Source organism: Phaeobacter sp. HF9A (assembly GCF_011806385.1).
Classification (GTDB): Bacteria; Pseudomonadota; Alphaproteobacteria; order Rhodobacterales; family Rhodobacteraceae; genus Epibacterium.
This window is the reverse complement of record NZ_JAATOX010000047.1, coordinates 1-22,044: the sequence shown is the minus strand read 5'-3', so window position 1 is coordinate 22,044 and position 22,044 is coordinate 1. Positions and strand designations below refer to the sequence as shown.

Below are 22,044 nucleotides of genomic sequence, written 5' to 3'. Positions count from 1 at the left end.
CGTTGTCTAGGGTGCGGCTTGAGTGCCGCTTTTGATTGGGGGTCTGGCCCCTTATTTAAAAACCGACTGGTTTGTTTGTTGTCTGGCTTTGGCTTCCCCCGGCATCAGACCGCCCCGATCGGACGAACATGCACCGCGATGATCGCCTTCAAGGTCGCCAGCATCTCTGAGAAATAGGCCTCGTCGCGGCGCAGCACCGCCTGCACCGCCATGCCACGGAACACATTCATCACCAGATTGAGCGCCACCCGCGCCGAGACCACCTCGGCATCGACCGCGACAAAGGTGCGCGACCAGGTGGCCTCGAAACACTCGTGCAGATCGAGAATAAGTGGCGCCAGATGGCGGCGCAGTTCCTCGTCGCCCCGCGCGGCCACGATCATCTCCAGCGAGGAATAGAACCAATCACCGTTCAGCACCCCATTCCAGACCGCATCAAAAAACGCGTCATAGCTCAGGCGCCCTGCGCGCAGCTCCTCCGCCAGGTTTTCCAGCCCGGCGGCGAAATTGGCAAACATCTCCTCGGTGGCGGCCACGATCAGATCCATCTTGCCCGGATAATGATGCGTCTGCGCCCCCCGCGACACCCCGGCCCGCTTGGCGATCCCGGCGGTGCTGGTGTTGGCATAGCCGACCTCCATCAACGACTGAATCGTCGCCTGAAGCAGCAACTGCCGCGTCTGCGCACTGCGCTGATCCTGGGTTCTGCGGGCTGTGGTTGTCATGCGGCCTCCGATTTACATACAGGTCAGTTTGTTTCTTGCGATCTGTCAAGCTCGATGACGTAAAAACGACGGTTTTCAGCAAAAAGCGATGCCACGCGGCGACAGCTGCTCAAAAACCCGGCATTAGCCTTGGGCCAGCAGCCCCACCACCCCCCGATAATGCCCGGAGACCGCCCCATGCAGCGGATAGAGATTCGCCTGAAGCGCATGGTAGATGTCCGGCTTTCCGGCAAATTGCCGTTCAGCGGGCAGCCCATCTGCGCCGATTTCGGGGATCCAGCCGCCATGCTCGTCATCCACAAAGAGCGCAAACCCCGTCTGCCAGAGGCGCTCATACCACGCCTTGTCCTGCGCGGTGCCGCCAAGCTTCAGCAGGCTGGCCAGCGCCCCGATGGCCTCTGTCACCGGCCACCAATAGCGATCCCGCACCCGTGGCGTGCCGTCAGAATTCAGCGTGTAGGCCAGCCCGCCCTCGGGCAACCAGGCGTCCGCCAGCGCGGTCTCGATCAACGCCCGCGCCTTGACCGGTGCGCTGTCATCCCCCCGCCCCGCCAGATCCCAATGCTGGATCAACAAGCGGCCCAGCTCAAAGGAGTGCCCCGGCGTGGTGCCCCTGGGGCGAAACATCGGATCGCCCTCATAAGCCCGGTCCACGCTCCAATCCTGGTGATAGTGTTCGGGCAGCCGCCATTTGTTGCTGGCTGCCATCCGGTCGACAAAGAACGCCAGGATCCGCCCCGCCCGCTCCAGATAGAGCCCATCGCCGGTGATCTCATAGGCGCTCAGATGCGCCTCGACGCCGTGCATATTGGCGTTCATGCCGCGATAGCCGGAAAACACGCTCCAATCGCGGCGAAACTCATCCTGCATCAGCCCCGCCTCCGCGTCCCAGAAGTGTTCGGTGATGACTTCGCTCACATCCTCGCGCAGCCGCCGGGCGTCGGGGTGACCCACCGCTTCGGCACTGGCGGCGGCCAGCAGCACGAACATATGCCCATAGGCCAGTTTGTCCGTCTCCACCGGCCCATCGCTGTCAAAGGACCACACATAGCCGCCATGCTGCGTGTCACGGTGGCTGTGCCAGATCGCCTGCATCCCGGCATCAACCATCGGCAGGCAATCGGCGACCCCGGCAAGATGGCCCAGCGCATAGGAATGCACCAGGCGCGTCGTGGTGATCAGCGCCTGCGGACCCATGATCTGCACCCCCTGCCGGGTCAGACTGGCAAAACGCCCGTCGCCACACAGGCTGCGCCGGAAGAATCTCAACTGCGCCCGCGCGTCGGATTTGATACGCGCCAGCACCTCTGGCCCATGAACGGTCTCTATAGTTATGGGGGTGTCGGACATTGGGCCTCGGCCTCCTGAGAAAACATATGCGCGCCCCATAAAGCAGTGTTTCGCCCTGCCTGCGCAACGCAATTTACGCCCATCGCAAAAAGCCACGCCTCCCCCCTTGCGTTCCGACACCAAGGTTTCGAAACTCGTCGCGATGACTCGCAGCGCCCTCCCCTTCCCCCTCACCCCCGGCCGCGCCCATGAGGCCTGCGGCAGCGGTGCGACCACCTTTGCCTTTGCCCTGGCGGCGCAGCTCAACCGAGACGTCCTCTGGGTGCAAGAGGCCTGGGAGCCGACCCAAATCAACCCGCAAGGGCTTGCCGATTTTATTGATCCCGCCCGCCTTCTGATGTGCAACGCCGCCAACCAGACCGAAGTCCTCGCCGTGAGCGAAGAGGGACTGCGCTCCGCCACCGTCGCCCTCGTCGTCTCCTGGCTCAACAAACCTCTGGGCCTGACCGAGGGGCGGCGCCTGCAACTGGCGGCACGGGCGGGGAAATCAGTCAGCCTCGCCCTGATCCCCGAGGGCATGGGCAGCAATGCCGCCGAGACCCGCTGGCGCTGCACCCCGGCATTCGACCCCAACGCCGCCGAAACCGCGCCCCTGCACCACTGGGAGCTGATCAAGAACAAATCCGGTGCCCTCGGCAACTGGCAGGTCAGATGGGACAAAACCACCCGCCGCCTGACCGCCTGCACCTGAACAAATGAAAAAGGGGCACCCCGGCGCCCCTTCATCTTTTCAAAAATATCCCGGAGCGCGAGGCAGAGCCTCGCATCCGCCGTCAGCCGTCGATTTTAGCGATAAAGGCTTTCAGCGCTGCCTTTTCCTCCGGCGTACATTTCGCCACCCGGCTGCGCCAGAGCGTCGCCTGGCTGCGCAGCACCAGACCATCCGACAGGATCTTCAGGTGGTTGGCGCGCAGGGTTTCGCCGGTGGTGGTGATATCCGCCACCATTTCGGCGGTCTCATTCTTGACCGTGCCCTCGGTTGCGCCCTGGCTGTCCACCAGCTGATAATCCGCAACCCCGGCATCGCCGAGAAACTCCCGAACCAGCCGGTGGTATTTGGTCGCAATCCGCAAGCGGTGGCCGTGTTTGCGACGAAAGGCGGCGGCGACCGCGTCCAGGTCTTCCAGCGTTTCCACATCGATCCAGAACTGCGGCACCGCCAGGATCAGATCCGCCTCGCCAAAGCCCATGGGCTCCAGCTCCTCGACCTGCTGCTCCCAGTGCGGCAGTTTTTCATGCACCAAATCGGTGCCGGTGACCCCAAGGTGGATACGTCCGGCCTCCAGTTCGCGCGGGATCTCCCCCGCGGACAAGAGCACCAGATCCACCCCCTCGATGCCCCCAACCGCGCCGGCGTATTCGCGCTCTGACCCGCTGCGGGACAGGGTGATGCCGCGTTTGGCAAACCAGTCAAAGGTCTTTTCCATCAGCCGTCCCTTGGACGGCACGCCCAGCTTCACGCTCATGTCCGGGCCTCCTCTTCCAGCGTCAGGATCAGATCCGGGCGGATGACACCGCCCACCGCCGGGATTTCATCCCCCTGCCCCAGCTGCCGGGTCAGCGCATCGTAGCGCCCGCCGGTGGCAATGGGCGGCAGATCCGGGCGCCGCTCGGCATAAAACCCAAACACAAACCCATCGTAATATTCCATCGAGGTGCGCCCGTAAGCCGCCTCGAAATCGAGCCGATCCACGTCGATCCCCCGCGCCCGCAGGGCCGATGCGCGCGCATCAAGCCGATCCAGCGCCGGCAGGATCGCCGGCAGATCCACCGCGATATCGCGCATCTGCTCCAGCGCATAGGGCACGGTTTCGCGCACCGCCAGCAAAGCCTCCAGCGCGGAAATCTCGTTCTCTGCGATCACCGGCGCTGCCGCATCGGCGCGCAACGCCTCGATGCGCGCCTCGACCTCTGCCGCCCGGCGTTTGCCGATCTCCGGCGCCGATCCCGCAAGCGGGCCGCTGGCGGACAACAACAGCTTGCGGCTATCGGGCATGGGTCGCCGCCCGGCAAAGCGCTCCAGCAGCGCCCGGAACCGGCGCGGCCGCCAGATATGACGCCGCAGCGCCGCCTTGCGCAGATCGGTGGTGTTGAGCCCCTCCACCGCGGCCATCAGAATGCCGATATCGCCGGTGGCCACTCGCAGTTCCAACCCGCGCAATTGCAGGTGAAACAGCGCAAAGACCTCCGCGTCGGCCTCCGCCGGATCACGGCGGTCAAAGACCTCATAGCCGACCTGCACAAATTCATTGGCGCGGTCGGGGTCATGTTCCTGACGGCGAAACACCTCGCCCGCATAGGTATAGCGCGCTGGCTCCGCCCCGGCCTTCATATGCATCTGCACCACCGGCAGGGTGAAATCCGGGCGCAGCATCTGCTCGCCCCGCAGCGCATCCGTGGTCACATAGGCGCGCGCGCGGATATCCTCGCCGTAAAGGTCAAGAAGGGTTTCGGCGGATTGCAGCAGCGGCGGATCCACCACCACGCCGCCCGCCACCTCAAAGCGCTGACGCAGCAGCGCCGCGCGGGCCTGGATCTGAGAACGTTGTGGCATGTTATCCGTCCTGACTGTCATTCTGGCTTGCAAGCCCGGTCTGGCTTGCAAGGATTTCGCGCACCTTGGCGACCAGATCGCCGCGGGGCACTTCGAACTGGCTGGGGCGTTCTTTCCATTCTTCCAGCGTGGCATTTTCGGCAAGTTTGGCACCGAGGATCAGATCCTTGATCTGCACCACGCCGCGCTCTTTTTCGTCGCCGCCTTCGATCACCGCCACGGGCGAGTGACGCTTGTCGGCATATTTCAGCTGGTTGCCAAAGTTCTTGGGATTGCCCAGGTAAACCTCGGCGCGGATGCCTGCCTGGCGCAGTTCAGAAACCATCGCCTGGTAGTCGGCCATGCGGTCGCGATCCATCACCGTCACCACCACCGGACCTGTGGGCGTGGCCGCCAGACGGCCCTTTTCGCGCAGCGCCGCCAACAGCCGGTCAACACCGATGGACACCCCAACCGCGGGGACCTCTTGCCCGGTGAAGCGTTTCACCAGACCGTCATAACGCCCGCCGCCCGCAACCGAGCCAAACTGGCGCTTGCGGCCTTTTTCATCCAGAATTTCAAAGGTCAGCTCCGCCTCGAACACCGGGCCGGTGTAATAGCCAAGGCCGCGCACGATGGAGGGGTCGATCAGGACCTGATCATCGCCATAGCCTGCGGCGGCAAAGAGCGATCCCATCAGTTCCAGTTCGGCAATGCCCTCGGCGCCGACCGCGCTGTCACCGACGGCGGCGCGCAGGTTGGTCATGGTCTCGGCCACCGTGTCGCCCTTGGAGGTCAGGAAGGCCAGCACCGGCTCGGCCTGATGATCCGCAAGGCCCACACCATCAATATAGGCGCCGGAGGCATCCAGCCGCCCCTTGCCCAAAAGTTCGCGCACGCCCGCCTCGCCGACCTTGTCGAACTTGTCGATGGTGCGCAGGACGTCGTCGCGTTTGGGGTCGTCCTCGGCAAGGCCCATGGCCTCCAGCACACCGTTCAGCACCTTGCGGTTGTTGACGCGCACCAGATAGTCGCCGCGCGGAATGCCGAGTTTTTCCAGCGTGTCCGAGAGCATCATGCAGATCTCTGCATCCGCCGCCATCGACGCCGTGCCGACAGTATCCGCATCGCATTGATAGAACTGGCGATAGCGCCCGGGGCCGGGTTTCTCGTTGCGCCAGACCGGCCCCATCGCAAAGCGGCGATAGGGGTTGGGCAGCTCGTTGCGGTGCTGGGCATAGACCCGGGCCAGCGGCGCGGTCAGGTCATAGCGCAACGCCATCCAGTCGCCCTGCCCGTCCTCATCCGCTTCTTGCCAGGCAAAGACGCCAGCGTTGGGGCGATCCACATCGGGCAGGAACTTGCCCAGCGCTTCGACCGTCTCCACCGCGGAGGATTCCAGCGCCTCAAAGCCGTAATGATGGTAAACCTCCGCAATGGATGCCAGCATATGGGTTCGCTGGGTCACCTCTTGGCCGAAATAGTCGCGGAAACCCTTGGGCGTGATCGCCTTGGGACGGGGCTGCTTCTTGGCTTTGGCCATGGTGGCCTCCTTGCGGGTGGTTCTCTCGGGGAGCGTCTAGCCCAAGGGACCAATAACAGCAAGCGGCGAGGGGCGCGCGCGCCCCATGGACGCGACCCGCTGGCCAAGTTACATCAGATAAAAACCAGGAGCCTCCAGTGACGCAACATCTCGAAGAGCACATCGCCCATCTCACCCGCACCGTGGAGGAGCTGAACGAGATCGTGACCGCCCAGCAAACCGATATCGACCTGTTGAAACGCCGTGTGCAGATGCTGATGGAGCGTGAAGCCCAGCGCGAGGCCGAAGGCTCCGGCGGTGCGGTCTTCACCGACGAGCGCCCGCCGCACTACTAATCAGGCCCCTTGGGGCGCTCCGCGCGTCCCAATTGATCCCGTCTTGATCGCTTTTGACGCAGTGACCCGAGGTCAATGCGCAGAATTCCGCAGCCGTTTTTAAATCAAGTGGTCAAAAGTCAGCTCCCCCCTAAGATGTTTATGCCAGTGTTACCAAAAAATGAAAAACGACACGCAGCATAGACTTCAGGAAGGTTGAACCATGTTTCACGGATTTGGGCATCAAGCGCCGCATCACTTTGGCAACTTCGGTTGGGGATTCGGCTGGGGCAAAACCCGCGGTAGCCGGGGCGATGACGCGCTGAGCGGCACCAGTGGCAGCGATTTCATCTTTGGGCGCGGCGGCAATGATACCATCGCGGCCTCTGCCGGGCTGGACTATATCGACGGCGGTCGCGGCTTTGACCAGGTGACCTTTGAAGGCTCGATCCTGGATGCCACGATCCGCACGTTTGGCCTGCCCTCCGGCCACTATTGGCCCCGCAGCACCACTGCGCTGGTGTCTTTTCACAATGCTGATGGCTATGGCCTCTCGACCATCCGCAAGGTTGAGGCGCTGCATTTTGCCGCTGACGATTACACCTTCTATCTGAACGGCCGCAACAACGCGGTTCTGGCCGGTGACGACAGCATCAGCGCGGTCGAGGATCAGGCCACGGTGCTGAGCGCAGCCGAGCTGCTGGAGAATGACCACGAGTTCGACGGCGACGATATTGCGATCACCTCGGTGGATGCGACCTCGGCACTCGGGGCTGCGGTCAGTTTTGAGAATGGCGAAATCACCTATCTGCCCAGCGCCGCGTTTGACAGCCTCGCCGAGGGTGAGGTGATCACCGACAGCTTCAGCTACACCGTCGATGACGGCAAGGGTGGCACCGATGTGGCCACGGTCACCGTGACCGTCACCGGCAGCAATGACGCCCCGGTCCTGAGCCTCAGCGACGCGGCGATCACGATCCCCGAAAACAGCGCAGGTTTTGACGCAGGTGTTGCGGCGTCTGACGTCGATACCGGCGACGTGCTGCGCTACAGCCTCACCGGTGCGGATGCCGCGCTGTTCAGCATCGACGCCGAGAGCGGCGAGATCCGGTTTGCCAGCGCCCCCGATTTCGAGGCGCCCGCAGATGCAAATGGCGACAATACCTATGAGCTGACCGTGGTGGTCACCGATGAGTTCGGCGCCAGCGACAGCCGTGAGCTGAGCGTTGCGGTTTCCGACGTCTGGGATCCGATCTCCCTGACCCAGAGCTTTGAAACCGAGGCCAGCGGCGGCCGTTTCACCGCCCCCGGCACCGATGGCGGCGCACTGGCGATCGGCACGGTTGTTGACGTGGACAACAGCGGCGGCGCCACGGTGGACAGCACCGCGGCTTCTGATGGCGCGCTTGGGTTTGATCTGAGCTGGGAAAACACCCGCGGCGATGTGGGCCTCTCGGATGGGGATTTCATCGGCGTGACCGACTATACCCGCGATGTGGATCAGTTCAGCGACGGCACGCAGGGCTATGAAATGCAGGACGCCGATGGCTTGCTGCGTCTTACCTTCGACACTGTGGATCTCTCGGCCCGGGCAGACTCCACGCAGGTCAAGATCTCCATTGATGCCTTCCTGAACGAGACCGGCTGGGAGAGCGACGACCTTGTGCGCGTCTATGTGGAAACCAACCTCGGCACCGTGTCGCTGCTGGACAGCACCGGCCAGGATATCGACGATATGGATATCGAAGGCGCCTGGACCACGCTCTCCACCACCCTCGGCGCCGATGTCACCGAGGCGACGCTGATTGTCGAGCTGGACAGCAATTCATCCGCCGAGAGCCTTTATCTCGACAACGTATCAATCGAGGAAATCTTCTACCTCGGGCAGAGCTTCGAGGATGAGGCCACTGGCGGGCGCTATAAGTCCGCCGCCGCCGATGGCAATCTGGTCGAACTGGGCGCGGTCGTGGACCTGAACAACGTCGACGGGCTGGCGACGGTCGACAGCACCGAAGCCTCCGCCGGGCAGCTGGGCTATGATCTCAGCTGGGAAAACACCCGCAATGACAGCGGCATTTCCGACGGCGATTTTGTCGGGGTGCAGAGCTACACCGGCACCGTTGGCAGCTTCACCGATGGTCAGCAGGGCTATGAGCTTTCGGACGCCGATGGGCTCTTGCGCATGACGTTCGACGAGATCGACCTCTCGGCGGTGGGCGAGGTGACGCTGTCGCTGGATACCTTTGTGCAATCCACCGGCTGGGAGGCCGATGACCTCGTCGCGATCTATGTGGAAACCGATCAGGGGCGCATCAGCCTTCTGGACAGCACCGGCCAGGATATCGACGATATGGATATCGAAGGCGCCTGGACCACGCTTTCGACCACGCTGGATGCGGATCTCAACAGCGCGCAATTGGTTGTGGAACTGGACAGCAACTCCAGCTCCGAGGCGCTCTATGTGGACAATATCGTGGTCACCTCCGACCCCGCGCAGCCCGATGATGGCGGCCCGGATCAGGAGATCACGCTGATTTCCACCCTTCAGGGCGAAGGCGCGAGCTCCGACTTTGTCGGCGAGGGCGTGACCGTTTCTGCCGTGGTCACGATGATTGCCGAGAACGGTTTCTACCTTCAGGAAGAAGCCGCCGACAGCGATGGCAATGCGCTGACCTCCGAGGGCATTTTTGTCTATACCGGCGGCGGCAATGCGGTGGAACTGGGCGATCTGGTGCAGCTTTCCGGGACGGTGGGCGAATATTTCGGCCAGACCCAGATTGCCTCGGTCAGCTTCCTGGAGGTGATCTCCTCCGGCAATGACCTGCCGGAACTGACTTCGGTCACCCTCTCGCCGGATCTGCCGCAGAATTACGAGGCACTCGAAGGCATGCGTCTGGCCATCACCAGCGGTACCGATGAGGCGCTCACGGTGATCGAGAACTTCAACCTGGACCGCTATGGTCAGGTGACGATTTCCGCCGGCACCCAGACCCAGCCGACGCAGATCTATGATGCCCAGACGCAGGCGGATGAGATCGCCGCGCTGCAAGAGGCCAATGGCAATGCGCGGCTGCTGCTGGACGATGGCTCCTCGACGCAGAACCCGGACTCGATCGGCTATCTGCCGGGCGGTGCCGGGGACAATGGCAACGGGGTGCTCGACAGCGGGGATGACTTCTCCGACACCGGCACCACCGTGCGTCTGGGCGCCGAGCTGGCCAATCCGGTCGAGGGCGTTCTGGGCTTTGCCTTTGGCGAGTGGACGCTGACCGTCACCGACACCATCGAATTTACCGATGGCACCAATGTGGACAGCCGCGAAGCAGCGCCGCAGGATGTTGGCGGCACGCTTCAGGTTGCTTCTTATAACGTGCTGAACTTCTTCACCACCTTCTCGGGCGGGACCGGGCCGGACGGGGATCTGAACCCGCGCGGTGCCGACAATCAGGAAGAATTCGACCGCCAGTCCACCAAGATCGTCGATGGCATCCTCGGTACCGGTGCCGAGGTCGTGGCCCTGCAAGAGATCGAAAACAATGGCACCCAGGCCATTGGCACATTGGTTGACCTCCTGAACGCCGAGGGCACCGACGCGAATTATGCCTATGTGGACCCGACCGGCACTGGCGGCTTCATCGGCTCTGACGCGATCACCACCGGCATCGTCTATGACAGCAATGCGGTGACGCTGGTGCATTCGGATTATCACGTCTTTGACGAGAGCTCCGCCGATGTCACCTATGGCATTGCCGGCGCGCTTGGCGATCTGGTCGGATTCAGTTTCAACGACTACCAGCGCAACCGCCCCTCTGTCGCGGCCACCTTTGTGGACAACGAGAGCGGCGAGAGCTTCACGGTGGTGTCCTCGCACTTCAAATCCAAAGGCGACAGCGATCTCCAGGATGTCGCCGATGCGGCGGAAAGCTGGCTGAACAGCAACGCTGGCCATGCGGATGCGGCTGCGGTGACGGATCTGCTGGACGACCTCTATGCCGATCCGAACTTTGATCAGGGCAATGGTCAGGGCTTCTGGAACGCGGTCCGTCTGGATGGCGCCACCGAGCTCGCCGATTGGGTCTCTTCCGAATATGGCGTCGATGGCAACGGCGTGTCCAACTACCTGCTGCTGGGGGATATGAACTCCTACGCAGAAGAGGACGCGGTGCAGCATCTGGAGGATGAGGCCGGGCTTACCGATCTGATTGACACCTTCATCGGTCAGGACGAGGCCTATTCCTATGTGTTCGACGGTCAGCAAGGCACGCTGGATCAGGGCTTTGCCGACAATAATCTGGCCGACAATGTCACCGGCGTCACCGAATGGCATATCAACGCCGACGAGCCGGATCTGATTGGCTATGACACCAGCTTCAGCAATGCCGGTTTCTACAATGACGGGGTGTTTGCCTCCTCCGACCATGATCCGCTGATCGTCGGGCTGGATTTCACCACCACCAACGACCTGCCGCTGAGCTAAGCCGGCTCAAACCAAAACAAACCCCGGAGCATCGCCAACGCTGCTCCGGGGGCCTTGCGCGCTCATCTAGCGGTGGACGCATTTCTGCGGGCGTTTTCCCGATCTGCCTTCGTGCGGTCAGCAAGCATTATGCCGCCCTTTCCCCAAGACACACCCGGTATTTCATTGATAATGATATAAGTCGCCTCTGGGTTGATCTGCAATATATCATCCAGCATTTTTGTGCTTGCGGCGACCATGTCTTCTTTTTCCGAAATCGAGTTTGTACCGGCGGTGATGTCTATGGTCATCCGCACCGCACAGCCCTGCATGTCTGACGCTTTTACCCGGCCAACCGCCCACATGTGCGGGTCTTCGAGGCTGATTTGAACCGAGACTCGCTCGGCTCGTTTCTTCATCACATCGGTCATAAGAACCGTTATCTGATCTATCAGCGCATCTCTCTGCGTGTCCGAAATGTCCGACTTGGAAATTCTCAGGCTAATAAACGGCATTTGGTGTCTCCCAACGTCAAATTCTACCTGAGGTTTAAAAGCTTGAGGACAGAGAGGGAACCTCAAACCGCGATACCGCGCCCGGGGCCACTCCTGCGCGGCGCGGACATCCCCAACTGATCCGGCGCTCTGCGTCTGGTCCACCTGACGCGGGACGGCTTGGCATGTTGCAACACGCGACGCCCGCAACTGCGCGCAGACAAGGCCGACGTCGCCCCGCTGGCCGGTCGTCATCATAAAGATGCGATTTGACCTAAAACTTGACGCACTCTATCCCTAGGTCTCGCAGTGACAGGGCACATAGGTCAATAACCATGCAAGTCATCCTACATGCCGGAGCGCATGGAACAGAAGAAGATCGCCTGATGAAGGCACTCCTGCGCAACAAGGAGGATTTCCTTGCGCGGGGCACCGCTGTGCCCGGCCCTGCCAAATATCGAACCCTGCTCAAGGATTGTATGGCCGCGACGCAGACCGGGGAGCCTTCCGAGGATTCCCGCGACCTTTTGTGGGATGCGATCCTGGAGGAGGAAACCGCCAAGCGCGTCATCCTCTCCAACCCGCATTTTTTCGGCTCGCAACGTGACGCCCTGGAGGGCCAGCGCCTCTACCCCGAGGCCGAGGACCGGATCCTCTCGCTCAAGGCGCTTTTTCCAGACGATCAAATCCATCTGTTTCTGGCCATCCGCAGCCCTGCCGGTTTCCTGCCCAAACTGCTGGAAAAGGCGGGCGCGGGGCGCCGCAACGCCGTGCTGAGCGAAACCAACCCGCAGGATCTGCGCTGGTCGGCCCTGATCAGCCGTATCACCACCGCGATTCCTGATATCGCGATCACCCTGTGGTGCTACGAGGATCTGCCGCTGATCTGGGCGCAGGTGCTGCGCGAATTCGGCAACCTGGACGAGGACAGCAAGGTCAAGGGTGGGCTTGATATGCTCGCCGATGTCATGAGCGCGGAGGGTATGCGGCGGCTGCGCCACTATATGCATCAGCACCCGGAGCTGACAGAAGCGCATAAGAAACGGGTCTTTACCGCCTTTCTCGACAAATACGCGCAAGAAGATCAGCTGGAAGAGGATCTGGACATCGCCGACTGGACCCCGGCGTTCATCGACCAGATCGACGCCGCCTATGACGCGGATGTCTATCAGCTCGGCCAGACCCCCGGCGTAAAGCTGCTGTGCCCATAGGTCGCTTCAACATCCTCATAGTCGGCCAATCCGGTCGGCTGATGTATGAGGCGCTGGTGTTTGCCGCCTCCCTGCGCCAGATGTCGCCGGGCTTTGCCGGGCGGCTGATCGTTGCCGTACCGCAAAAAGGCCCGCTCTGGCAGAAGGATCCGACCCTGCGCAATGGCGCGGTGCTGGAGGCGCTGGCGCGGCTGGAGGCTGAGATTCTGCCCTTTGAAAACGAAGTCTTTGGTCAGGATTACCCCTATGGCAACAAGATAGAGGCGCTCCGGGTGTTGCCCGCGCAGGAACCTTTTGTGTTCTTTGATACCGACACGCTGATCACCGGCGAGCTGAGCGAGGTGCCCTTTGATTTCAACCGCCCCTCGGCCAGCCTGCGCCGCGAGGGCACCTGGCCCAAACCAACGCTCTATGGCCCCGGCTACGACGGGATCTGGCGGTCGCTCTATGATCGGTTCGAACTGGATTTCGACAGCAGCCTCGATCTGAGCCAGCCGGAGGAATACTGGCAGCGCTATCTCTATTTCAACGCCGGGTTTTTCTATGGCGCCTGCCCGCAGGATTTTGGCGCGCGCTTTCTGAATTACGCGCGCACGATCCGCGATGATCCGCCGGTCGAGCTGACCGGCCAGTCGCTGGATCCCTGGCTCGATCAGGTGGCGCTGCCGCTGGTGATCCAGTCCTTTGGCGGCGGGCGCGACAGCCTGCCTGCGGGCTATCTGGATGGCGCCAGCAGTTGCCACTACCGGACCTTCCCGCTGCTTTATGCCCGCGAGAGCGACCATACGGTGGCCACGCTGGAAGAGGCCTGCGCCCCCAACTGGCTGAAAAAAGTGCTGAAATCCTACGAGCCGATCAAACGCATGGTCTATCAGGGTCGCGGCCAGAAGGTGCGGGCGCTGTTTGACCAGGACAACCTGCCGCGGCGGGAACAGGCCATTCGCAACCGGATCAAATCCGAAGGGCTCTGGATGCGCTAGGGATCGCACCTCTCGCGCAAAATCGCCGTCTTGCCGTCACTTCCCCTTGCACCTTGCCGCCGCAACGTGTGTGTTACCGCACATCACGATTGCGACATAACGGAGAGTTTTCACATGTCCGACGGCCCCACTTACGGTTTTGACACGCTGCAAATCCACGCAGGCGCCCGCCCCGACCCGGCGACCGGCGCACGCCAGACCCCGATCTATCAGTCCACAGCCTATGTGTTTCGCGACGCCGATCACGCCGCCGCGCTCTTCAACCTTCAGGAAGTGGGCTATATCTACTCGCGCCTGACCAACCCCACCGTCGCCGTGCTGCAAGAACGGATTGCCACGCTGGAAGGCGGCGTCGGCGCGGTCTGCTGCTCCTCGGGTCACGCGGCCCAGATTATGGCGCTGTTTCCCCTGATGGGCCCCGGCAAGAATGTGGTCGCCTCCACCCGGCTTTACGGCGGCACCGTGACCCAGTTCAGCCAGACCATCAAACGCTTTGGCTGGTCGGCGAAATTTGTCGATTTTGACGATCTCGACGCGCTCCGTGACGCCATCGACGATGACACCCGCGCGGTGTTCTGCGAATCCGTGGCCAACCCGGGCGGCTATGTCACCGATATCCGCGCCGTGGCCGATGTCACCGACGCCGCCGGGCTGCCGCTGATCGTCGATAACACCTCCGCCACCCCCTACCTCTGCCAGCCGATCTCGCAGGGGGCGACCCTGGTGGTGCATTCCACCACAAAATACCTCACCGGCAATGGCACCGTGACCGGCGGCTGCGTGGTGGATTCCGGGAATTTCGACTGGTCCGCCAGCGACAAGTTCCCCTCCCTTTCGGCGCCCGAGCCCGCCTATCATGGGCTGAAGTTCCACGAGACCTTCGGCAATCTCGCCTATACCTTCCACGGCATCGCCATCGGTCTGCGCGACCTTGGCATGACGATGAACCCGCAGGCGGCGCATTACACCCTGATGGGGATCGAGACCCTCTCGCTGCGCATGCAGAAACACGTTGAAAACGCAGAGAAAATCGCCACATGGCTAGAGAGCGATCCGCGCGTGGACTATGTGACCTACGCCGGCCTGCCCTCCTCGCCCTATGCCGAGCGCGCCGCACGCTGCTATCCCAAGGGCACCGGTGGGTTGTTTACCGTGGCGCTCAAGGGCGGCTATGACGCCTGCATCAAACTGGTGGACAGCCTGGAGATCTTCTCCCATGTGGCCAACCTCGGCGACACCCGTTCGCTGATCATCCACTCCGCCTCCACCACCCACCGCCAGCTGACGCCGGAGCAGCAAGAGGCCGCCGGGGCCGGGCCGAATGTGGTGCGGATCTCGATCGGGATCGAGAATGCGGACGATCTGATCCGCGACCTGGATCAGGCGCTCACCAAGGCCTGCGGCTAAGCCGTCACCTGGCCTCTATCGCCCTGACAAACCTGCAAAAGGCCGGGAACTCCCGGCCTTTTGCCTTTGGATTACAGGGCTCCTGAACACAGCGTTTATTGCTCGTCGGCAGGCGCCAGCAGGTCAAAGGACACCGAAACCGCATAGGTCAGATTTACGCTGCCCGGCGCAATTGCCATGTCCGACACGCGCGCCATTTCCATCGCCCGCATCGGGGCACCGCCGCCCGCGCCGCTGTCGCGGATCTCCCGCACCGGTCCCAGCACCATGCCAGAGGCCTCGGCCAGCTGCTGCGCCTTGCGGATCGCGTCCTCCACCGCCTCCGTGCGCATCACATCCTGCGCGCCGGTCATATCGCTGTAGGAAAACGACAGGCCCTGAAACTCATTCGCCCCGGCGCGCAGCACCTCGTCCAGCACACCGCCCATGGCCTCCAGATCATGCAGCGTCACGATGAGCTGGTTCGATGCCTCAAACCCCGTCACCTCGCCCGTCTTGCCACTGTCATAGCGGGTCTCGCTCCAGACCGGATGCAGAGAGATCTGCCGGGTCTGCATATCCTCGGCGGCAATCCCCGAGTCGCGCAGGCTGGCTAGAATTGCACTCATCCCCTCGGAAACCTGCGCCATGGCCTCTGCCGCCTGCGGGTCCTGCGCCCGCACCCCCATGGTCACCACCGCCTGGTCCGGCGGCACATCCATGCTGGCCTCGCCGGTCACCAGAACCTGCCGCGCCACCTCTGCCTCGGCCTGGGCCACAAAGGGGGCCAGCGCCAACGCGCCTGCCAGCAGCAGCGCCGTGGGTTTTGTGTTCAACATGCCAAATCCTCTACGTTTATTTATCTGCTGTTAGATGGGGGCGGCAAATCCCCGCGCGCAAGGGGAAGTCCTGCGCTTTTGCTTCCCCTCGGCGCGTTCCTGCTTTATGGCTAAGGGAACACTAACGGCGCCTTGATGCGTTGTTTCCTGTTTCGCCATGCCGCTGGAGCACATGGTCGGACAGGGTACAACGTATCTTTGCATGCGCGGGGCGCGCAGACAAAAGACCCTGATGACCTGATGAAACCGGAGTTCGCGCTCTCTCTTTCGTTTGATGGCATCGCGCTGCTGTTTCGCGGTGCGGGCGGCTGGCGGCGTGTGGGGACAGTCTCCCCCGAGGTCGCGGACCTGCCGACCGATCTTGCCATCCTGCGTGCCAAGGCCGAGGAGCTGACCAGCGCCAAGCTGCACAGCAAGCTGATCCTGCCCGATGCGCAAATTCGCTATCTGACCATCGAGACCGGCGTGATCGACCACGGGGCGCGCATCGAGGCCGCCCGTATCGCGCTCGAAGGCACCACCCCCTATGCGGTCTCCGAGCTGGCCTTTGACGTCAGCGCCGACGGGGCGCGCACCCATGTGGCCGCCGTCGCCATCGAAACCCTGGAAGAGGCCGAAAGCTTTGCCGCAGAACATGGTTTTGGTCCGGTCAGCTTTGTCGCCGCCCCCGAGTCTCAGGGCTTTTTGGGAGAGCCATTCTTTGGCACCACCCGCGCCGCCCGCGGCATGGAGATTGAGCCCGACGGCATCGCCGTGGTCGAAATCGGCCTGATCGAACTCCCGCCGCAGCCAGACCCCGCAGCCGATATCGAGACTGCGACGCCTGACAGCACGCCCGCCGCCGCTGACGACGACGCTGCTGACGCTGCGCCCAAGGCGCCTGATCTGGACGAAGAGCCGGCACTCTACGCCGAGGACGCGGCAGAAGCGGAGCTCGCGCCCAACAGCGCCTCCGGTGTCGGCCTGCCAGCCGCGCCGCCCCTGACCGAACTGCACTCCCCAGATGGCGAAACCTCAGAGACGGCGGCGCTCACCGTGGAGGACACAGAGGACGAGGAGGAGCTGGCCTCCGGCCCGGCCGTGGGCTTTAGTTCGCGGCGCAAACGTGACGGTGCCGCCTCCGACTTGACCGCGACCCGCACCGCCCCCGTCGTGGCCAAAGCCGCCCCATCGACCAAGGCGACAGCAGAGGCCAACGCCCTCGCGCCGGTGCCGCCAGCCCCCAGCCTGTCGATGCCCTCGCCGACGCTGGCCCATACCACCTCGGCCCCGGCCAAACCCCAGACCGCAGGCGCGCGGACGCCAGGCGGAACCAGCGCCCCGCGCAAGGCACCGCAAGCCCCCGCCCGCCGCCGCGTCCTGCGAATGGGGCTGGTTGCAGCGCTGCTCACCACCGTCGCCGCCGTTGGCGGCTGGGCGCTGGTGCAGGAACTGCCTGCGCTCTGGTCCGACCTCAAGCGGGCGGATCTTGTCGAAACCGAGGATCCCGTCGCCCCGCCCGTGCTTGCAAAACCGCCCGCGACCGGCCTCTCCCAGATCGACGCGCTGGACAGCTCCGGCCTTGCCGCCGGCGAAGCGCCCCATACGCCAACACAGGACGCGGCGCTCAATACCGCCGCATCAACAGCGCCGTCCGCAAGCGACAACTCCGATGCCGCGCTTGCCTCGGTCGATGATAGCGGCGCGCCACTTGATCCCTCCGCGCCAGAGGAGCTGAGCAATACCGACGCCGCCGTGCTGGAGGCCCTTGGCGGCCCTGCGGCAGGTGATGGCGGTGATCTGGGTCAACTGGTCGACAGCCTGCCCGCGCCCCGCACCCTCTCTGATGCGGGACTTGACGCGGGATCAGGCACCGGACAGGCCGCCGGCCTCAGCCCGGATGACGTCTTGCTGCCCGAAGATCTGTCGCAGCTGGACCCGGAGGCGCTGGCAGACGGTATAGAAACCGGCGACGCCGGGTTCGATCCCGATGGCATCACCGCATTGGAAGAAGCCGCGCAATACGCCGCGACAGGCATTTGGCAACGGGTGCCAGAGATCGCCTCGCTGCCGCCACAGATCCATCTCGATGATGTCTATGTCGCCTCCATTGATCGCACCGACCTGTTTCAGGATGCCGTCGCCCTGCCTCCGCAGACCAAGACCGACACCGATGCGAATTTTGCTGCCGTCTCCAACCCCACCGCCGCCGGACGCCAGTTTGACCTGGACGAGCGCGGGCTGGTCGCGGCCACGCCGGAGGGCACGCTGAACCCCGATGGCATCATGGTCTTTGCCGGCCGCCCCCAGATCACACCGCCGCCAACACCGGAACGCCCCGACGCGCGCGCGCAGGCCGACGCGGAGGAGACGCAACGTCTGGCGGCGCTCAGCCAGATCCGCCCGCGCACCCGTCCCAGCGACCTGGTGGAGCAATCCGAACGGGCGCAATTCGGCGGCATCAGCCGCGAAGAATTTGCCAACATGCGGCCCAAACCGCGCCCCGCCAGCCTGAAGACCGAAGCGCAGGAAAGCCAGCCCGCCACCGCCCTGGCCGTGACCTCTGCGCCGCAACCGCGCGCGCGCCCGGTGAATTTCGCCAATATCGTGGATCGCGCCAAGCGCAACACGCAACAGGCGCCCGCCACGGTCAGCACCGCCGCCGTGGTGCCCTCGATCCCCTCCTCGGCCTCCGTCGCCCGGCAGGCGACGATCCCGAACGCCATCAAGCTGCGCGAGCTGAACCTGATCGGGGTATACGGCACCCCGTCGCAACGCCGCGCCCTGGTCCGCCTGCCCTCCGGGCGCTACGTCAAGGTAAAGGTCGGCGACCGCATTGACGGCGGCCATATCGTGGCGATCGGCGAAAGCCAGCTGCAATATCAAAAGCGGGGCCGCAACAAGACGCTGACCATTCCCAGCGGCTAAGCTCCGAGCCATCAACAAAAAAAGCCGGACGCATGCGCCCGGCTTTTTTCATGTCCTTCCGCAGGCCCTATTCGGCGGCGGTAATCTCGCCGGAATTGATCTGCTCCTGTTCGATCGACTCGAACAGCGCCTTGAAGTTCCCCTCGCCAAAGCCATCGTCGCCCTTGCGCTGGATGAACTCGAAGAAGATCGGGCCGATCACCGTTTTCGAGAAGATCTGCAACAGGATCCGCGTCTCGCCGCCGTCCACGACCCCCTCGCCGTCGATCAGGATGCCATGTTTCTTCATCCGATCCAGCGGCTCTTCATGGCCCTGCACCCGGCCATGGCTCAACTCGTAGTATGCGGCGGGCGGCGCCGGCATGAACTGGATGCCGCGTTCCGAAATCTCGTCCGTCGCGTCATAGATGTCGCGCGCGCCCACGGCGATATGCTGGATGCCCTCGCCCTTGTATTTCTTCAGGTAGGACACGATCTGGCCGGTTTCGCCGCGATCCTCGTTGATCGGAATTCGGATGCGTCCACAAGGCGAGGTCAGGGCGCGGCTGTAGAGGCCGGTAAACTTGCCCTGGATATCGAAAAAGCGGATCTCACGGAAGTTGAACAGATCCCCGTAGAAATGGAACCACTTGTCCATATTGCCCTTGAACACATTGTGGGTCAGGTGATCCAGGTAGTAAAAGCCAACGCCCCGGGGTTTGGAGGGCTTCAGCCAGTCAAATTCCACATTATACGGCGAAGTTTCATAATATTGATCAATGAAATAGATCAATGAGCCGCCAATGCCCTTGATCGCGGGCACATCCATCGTCTTGTCATCGCCCTCATAGGGCTCTGCCCCCTTGGCGACCGCATGGTCAAACGCCTTTTGCGCATCCACCACACGCCAGCCCATCGACGGCGCGCAGGGGCCGTGCAGATCGACGAATTTCTCGGCAAAGGAGCCGGCTTCGGCGTTCAGGATATAGGTGATATCGCCCTGCTGCCAAAGCTCGATCCCCGGCTTGGCCTTGTGCCGTGCGACCAGCTCATATCCCATCTTGGTGAACAGCTCGCGCAGCTCCTCCGGGTTGGGGCTGGCGAATTCGACAAACTCAAACCCATCGGTGCCGGCTGGGTTCTCGGGGCTGATGACAGATTGCGGCGCGTCGTGGGGGAAGGGACCCATGATATTCTCCTGCGTCTTGGTGTTTCCTGCCTGTAGATTACCGCAATAGAGCTGCATATAATGCGCATACTGCCACGTCCATTTTGCAAATTATGCGCGAAACACGCATGAAACTCGACACAAGAGGCGATCATCCGCATGCTTGATCACACCGATATCAAACTCCTGGCGCTTCTTCAGAAGGACGCCCATGCCACCGCGCAGATGCTGGGAGAGGCGCTGAACCTCTCGTCCAGCCAGGCCGGGCGGCGGCGGCAACGGCTGGAGGAAGAGGGTTACATCCAACATTACACCGCCCGTCTGGACGCCGAAAAACTGGGCCTGGCGGTACAGTGTTTCGTGCAGGTCCATCTGCATAGCCACGGCCCTGAAACCGCCGCCGGCTTTGCCCGGCTGGTGGCTGCACAGCCCGAGATAACATCCGCCTGGACCATGACCGGCGAAGCCGACTACCTGTTGCGCGTCTATTGTCACGATTTGCAGGAGCTTAACGCTCTACTGCATGAAGTTATTCTTCCCCATCAAGCCGTTAGTCGCGTGCACAGCCAGATCGTAATGGCACAGTTAAAAGGTGACAGCCCCTTGCCTGTTTAAGGAAGCGTGAACCACTCGTGGCGTAGGTTGGTGCTGAACATATCACTAGATGGAATCGCCCTCGTGTCTTTTGTTGACCGTCGTATTGAAAACCGCCCCCGTAGCGGAGCCGCTCCATTCGAACTGGACGAGGTGTTCTTTTCCCGTACAGATGACAGGGGCGTCATCCAATCGTGTAACTATGTTTTTTGCCGGGTCGCGGACTACTCTTGGGACGAGGTCATTGGCGCCCCGCACAAGCTGATCCGCCACCCGGACACCCCGCGCGGTCTGTTCCAATTGTTCTGGGACGCGCTGAAAGGCGGCAAAACCGTCGGCGCCTATGTCAAGAACAAGGCCAAGGACGGCCTTTACTACTGGGTCTTCGCGGCGGTCGTGCCCTGCGACGGGGGCTATCTTTCGGCGCGGATCAAACCAAGCAGCCCTCTGTTTTCAGAGGTGCAGGCCATCTACGCGCGGATGGTCAAGGCCGAAACCGAAAACGGCCTCACCCCCGAAGACAGCATGCAGATCATGCTCGACTGGGTCCATAGCAAGGGGTTCGAGGACTACCAGCACTTCGCCGCCTATGCGCTGGCAGAAGAGCTGATTGCCCGCGACAAGGGTCTGGGACGCAAGCCAAACGTCGAGATTTCCGAACTCCGCACCATGCTGAACAATGCCGAAAAGCTGCTGACCGAAACGCAGGGGCTGGTGAAGGATTTCGAGGCGATGCACACCATCCCGCACAACCTGCGGGTCATTGCTTCGCGGATCGAACCCTCCGGCGGGCCGGTAACGGTGCTGTCGCAAAACTACGGCGCCATGTCCCGCGAGATGTCGGATTGGTTTGAACGGAATGTCATGGGCAAGAACACCAATTTTGCCACCGTCAAACACTCGGTCAACTCCAGCCTCTTTATCGCGGGCCTGACGCGTATCCTGATTGAATGCGACGAACAGCTGCAAGTGGAACGCCGGGGCAGCAACATTGTCGATATGGACGAAGAGCGCGATAGGTTGAAATCCCTGTTGGAGCAGCAACAGAACTACGCCAGCAAAAGCATGGCCGAAGTCGATGCCGAGGCGGAGCGCGTGATCAATGCCTGCCAGGTCATGCATCGCCACTTCCTCGGCCTGAGCTCCACCCGCGTGCTGTGCAAGATCGAAAGCGCCCGCCTGCCCTCCTCCGGGGAAACCCTGTCCGACATCATCGACCAGCTCGGTGTGTTTCAGCAACGGATCTCGGAGAGGCTAGAACATATTGCCAAACTGGGCGAGGAAATTCGCGCGCTCGAAACCTGACGCAGGCATCCCCCCTGCCTGATGCGCAAGAAACCCGGATGCATCACGCAGGCGCACCGCCAGCTCCCATTCAACACAACGCGGCATAGACATTTCTACGCCGCGTTGTTTACGTCGCGCGGTTGGAAGCTGCGGTATATCCGCCACGCTGCCACTGATTTTGCGCGTGCCACCTCACGTGGCCTGGTAATCCCCCCCGATCTTAAGGGGATGCGGAAGTAGAATTTTCTCGGCAGGATGAACGAGGAGATTCCGATGAA

At 62.5% G+C, this 22,044-nt stretch carries 17 protein-coding genes; 9 read left to right on the top strand and 8 right to left on the bottom strand.

Going from position 1 to position 22,044, the window contains the following annotated elements; all coding sequences use genetic code 11:
• Positions 1 to 104: 104 nt before the first annotated feature.
• Both HCZ87_RS10420 and HCZ87_RS10415 read right to left on the bottom strand, forming a co-directional pair.
• Positions 105 to 725: a TetR/AcrR family transcriptional regulator gene (locus HCZ87_RS10420; protein ID WP_167643694.1), complete on the bottom strand. Its 621-nt coding sequence runs from the start codon at positions 723 to 725 to the stop codon at positions 105 to 107.
• 123 nt (positions 726 to 848) lie between these two features.
• A complete protein-coding gene (locus tag HCZ87_RS10415) occupies positions 849 to 2,075 on the bottom strand; it encodes an AGE family epimerase/isomerase (RefSeq protein WP_167643693.1) in 1,227 nt (408 codons plus the stop codon).
• Positions 2,076 to 2,217: 142 nt separating this feature from the next.
• Here HCZ87_RS10415 and HCZ87_RS10410 point away from each other — a divergent pair, with 142 nt between their 5' ends.
• On the top strand, positions 2,218 to 2,766 hold the full coding sequence (locus HCZ87_RS10410) for an ImuA family protein (RefSeq protein ID WP_167643692.1): 549 nt from the start codon (positions 2,218 to 2,220) through the stop codon (positions 2,764 to 2,766).
• A gap of 82 nt (positions 2,767 to 2,848) precedes the next feature.
• Here HCZ87_RS10410 and hisG read toward each other — a convergent pair whose 3' ends face one another.
• Genes hisG through hisS form a run of 3 tightly spaced genes read right to left on the bottom strand, consistent with a single transcriptional unit; the run spans position 2,849 to position 6,151 of the window.
• Positions 2,849 to 3,541, bottom strand: coding sequence for an ATP phosphoribosyltransferase (hisG, locus tag HCZ87_RS10405; protein WP_167643691.1), 693 nt, complete (start codon positions 3,539 to 3,541; stop codon positions 2,849 to 2,851).
• Positions 3,538 to 4,629, bottom strand: a complete 1,092-nt coding sequence (locus HCZ87_RS10400) for an ATP phosphoribosyltransferase regulatory subunit (RefSeq protein ID WP_167643690.1) — start codon at positions 4,627 to 4,629, stop codon at positions 3,538 to 3,540. The genes hisG and HCZ87_RS10400 overlap by 4 nt, the downstream gene beginning before the upstream one ends.
• 1 nt (position 4,630) lies before the next feature.
• On the bottom strand, positions 4,631 to 6,151 hold the full coding sequence (gene hisS, locus HCZ87_RS10395; RefSeq protein ID WP_167643689.1) for a histidine--tRNA ligase: 1,521 nt from the start codon (positions 6,149 to 6,151) through the stop codon (positions 4,631 to 4,633).
• A gap of 137 nt (positions 6,152 to 6,288) precedes the next feature.
• Here hisS and HCZ87_RS10390 point away from each other — a divergent pair, with 137 nt between their 5' ends.
• Together HCZ87_RS10390 and HCZ87_RS10385 are read left to right on the top strand one after the other, a co-directional pair.
• Entirely contained in the window at positions 6,289 to 6,486 is a 198-nt protein-coding gene (locus HCZ87_RS10390; RefSeq protein ID WP_167643688.1) for a SlyX family protein, read from the top strand.
• 202 nt (positions 6,487 to 6,688) lie between these two features.
• Positions 6,689 to 10,942 (top strand): ExeM/NucH family extracellular endonuclease, encoded by a 4,254-nt coding sequence (locus HCZ87_RS10385; protein WP_167643687.1) that lies wholly within the window; start codon positions 6,689 to 6,691, stop codon positions 10,940 to 10,942.
• A 62-nt stretch (positions 10,943 to 11,004) separates the two neighbouring features.
• Here HCZ87_RS10385 and HCZ87_RS10380 read toward each other — a convergent pair whose 3' ends face one another.
• Positions 11,005 to 11,436, bottom strand: coding sequence for a tautomerase family protein (locus HCZ87_RS10380; protein ID WP_167643686.1), 432 nt, complete (start codon positions 11,434 to 11,436; stop codon positions 11,005 to 11,007).
• A gap of 365 nt (positions 11,437 to 11,801) precedes the next feature.
• Here HCZ87_RS10380 and HCZ87_RS10375 point away from each other — a divergent pair, with 365 nt between their 5' ends.
• The 3 genes from HCZ87_RS10375 (at position 11,802) to HCZ87_RS10365 (ending at position 15,013) form a co-directional block, all read left to right on the top strand.
• On the top strand, positions 11,802 to 12,626 hold the full coding sequence (locus HCZ87_RS10375) for a hypothetical protein (RefSeq protein ID WP_368484112.1): 825 nt from the start codon (positions 11,802 to 11,804) through the stop codon (positions 12,624 to 12,626).
• 41 nt (positions 12,627 to 12,667) lie between these two features.
• Positions 12,668 to 13,606, top strand: a complete 939-nt coding sequence (locus HCZ87_RS10370) for a hypothetical protein (protein WP_167643704.1) — start codon at positions 12,668 to 12,670, stop codon at positions 13,604 to 13,606.
• Between the two features lie 114 nt (positions 13,607 to 13,720).
• A complete protein-coding gene (locus HCZ87_RS10365; protein WP_167643684.1) occupies positions 13,721 to 15,013 on the top strand; it encodes an O-acetylhomoserine aminocarboxypropyltransferase/cysteine synthase family protein in 1,293 nt (430 codons plus the stop codon).
• A gap of 95 nt (positions 15,014 to 15,108) precedes the next feature.
• On the opposite strand, the gene HCZ87_RS10360 is transcribed toward HCZ87_RS10365, so the two are convergent.
• On the bottom strand, positions 15,109 to 15,831 hold the full coding sequence (locus HCZ87_RS10360; RefSeq protein WP_167643683.1) for an SIMPL domain-containing protein: 723 nt from the start codon (positions 15,829 to 15,831) through the stop codon (positions 15,109 to 15,111).
• Positions 15,832 to 16,071: 240 nt separating this feature from the next.
• Between HCZ87_RS10360 and HCZ87_RS10355 the strand changes: the two genes are divergently transcribed.
• On the top strand, positions 16,072 to 18,738 hold the full coding sequence (locus tag HCZ87_RS10355; RefSeq protein ID WP_167643682.1) for a hypothetical protein: 2,667 nt from the start codon (positions 16,072 to 16,074) through the stop codon (positions 18,736 to 18,738).
• A 67-nt stretch (positions 18,739 to 18,805) separates the two neighbouring features.
• Here HCZ87_RS10355 and hppD read toward each other — a convergent pair whose 3' ends face one another.
• On the bottom strand, positions 18,806 to 19,906 hold the full coding sequence (gene hppD / locus HCZ87_RS10350) for a 4-hydroxyphenylpyruvate dioxygenase (protein ID WP_167643681.1): 1,101 nt from the start codon (positions 19,904 to 19,906) through the stop codon (positions 18,806 to 18,808).
• Between the two features lie 138 nt (positions 19,907 to 20,044).
• On the opposite strand from hppD, the gene HCZ87_RS10345 reads away from it, so the two are divergent.
• Both HCZ87_RS10345 and HCZ87_RS10340 read left to right on the top strand, forming a co-directional pair.
• Complete coding sequence (locus tag HCZ87_RS10345) at positions 20,045 to 20,500, top strand: Lrp/AsnC family transcriptional regulator (protein ID WP_167643680.1); 456 nt, start codon at positions 20,045 to 20,047, stop codon at positions 20,498 to 20,500.
• 63 nt (positions 20,501 to 20,563) lie between these two features.
• The gene (locus HCZ87_RS10340; RefSeq protein ID WP_167643679.1) at positions 20,564 to 21,784 is read left to right on the top strand and encodes a PAS domain-containing protein; all 1,221 of its coding nucleotides are present in this window, start codon (positions 20,564 to 20,566) and stop codon (positions 21,782 to 21,784) included.
• Positions 21,785 to 22,044 lie beyond the last annotated feature (260 nt).

Coding starts and splice junctions, on each gene's coding strand:
- HCZ87_RS10420 (WP_167643694.1), bottom strand. CDS start 725: ATGACAACCACAGCCCGCAGAACCCAGGATCAGCGCAGTGCGCAGACG.
- HCZ87_RS10415 (WP_167643693.1), bottom strand. CDS start 2,075: ATGTCCGACACCCCCATAACTATAGAGACCGTTCATGGGCCAGAGGTG.
- HCZ87_RS10410 (WP_167643692.1), top strand. CDS start 2,218: ATGACTCGCAGCGCCCTCCCCTTCCCCCTCACCCCCGGCCGCGCCCAT.
- hisG (WP_167643691.1), bottom strand. CDS start 3,541: ATGAGCGTGAAGCTGGGCGTGCCGTCCAAGGGACGGCTGATGGAAAAG.
- HCZ87_RS10400 (WP_167643690.1), bottom strand. CDS start 4,629: ATGCCACAACGTTCTCAGATCCAGGCCCGCGCGGCGCTGCTGCGTCAG.
- hisS (WP_167643689.1), bottom strand. CDS start 6,151: ATGGCCAAAGCCAAGAAGCAGCCCCGTCCCAAGGCGATCACGCCCAAG.
- HCZ87_RS10385 (WP_167643687.1), top strand. CDS start 6,689: ATGTTTCACGGATTTGGGCATCAAGCGCCGCATCACTTTGGCAACTTC.
- HCZ87_RS10380 (WP_167643686.1), bottom strand. CDS start 11,436: ATGCCGTTTATTAGCCTGAGAATTTCCAAGTCGGACATTTCGGACACG.
- HCZ87_RS10375 (WP_368484112.1), top strand. CDS start 11,802: ATGAAGGCACTCCTGCGCAACAAGGAGGATTTCCTTGCGCGGGGCACC.
- HCZ87_RS10370 (WP_167643704.1), top strand. CDS start 12,668: ATGTATGAGGCGCTGGTGTTTGCCGCCTCCCTGCGCCAGATGTCGCCG.
- HCZ87_RS10365 (WP_167643684.1), top strand. CDS start 13,721: ATGTCCGACGGCCCCACTTACGGTTTTGACACGCTGCAAATCCACGCA.
- HCZ87_RS10360 (WP_167643683.1), bottom strand. CDS start 15,831: ATGTTGAACACAAAACCCACGGCGCTGCTGCTGGCAGGCGCGTTGGCG.
- HCZ87_RS10355 (WP_167643682.1), top strand. CDS start 16,072: ATGAAACCGGAGTTCGCGCTCTCTCTTTCGTTTGATGGCATCGCGCTG.
- hppD (WP_167643681.1), bottom strand. CDS start 19,906: ATGGGTCCCTTCCCCCACGACGCGCCGCAATCTGTCATCAGCCCCGAG.
- HCZ87_RS10345 (WP_167643680.1), top strand. CDS start 20,045: ATGCTTGATCACACCGATATCAAACTCCTGGCGCTTCTTCAGAAGGAC.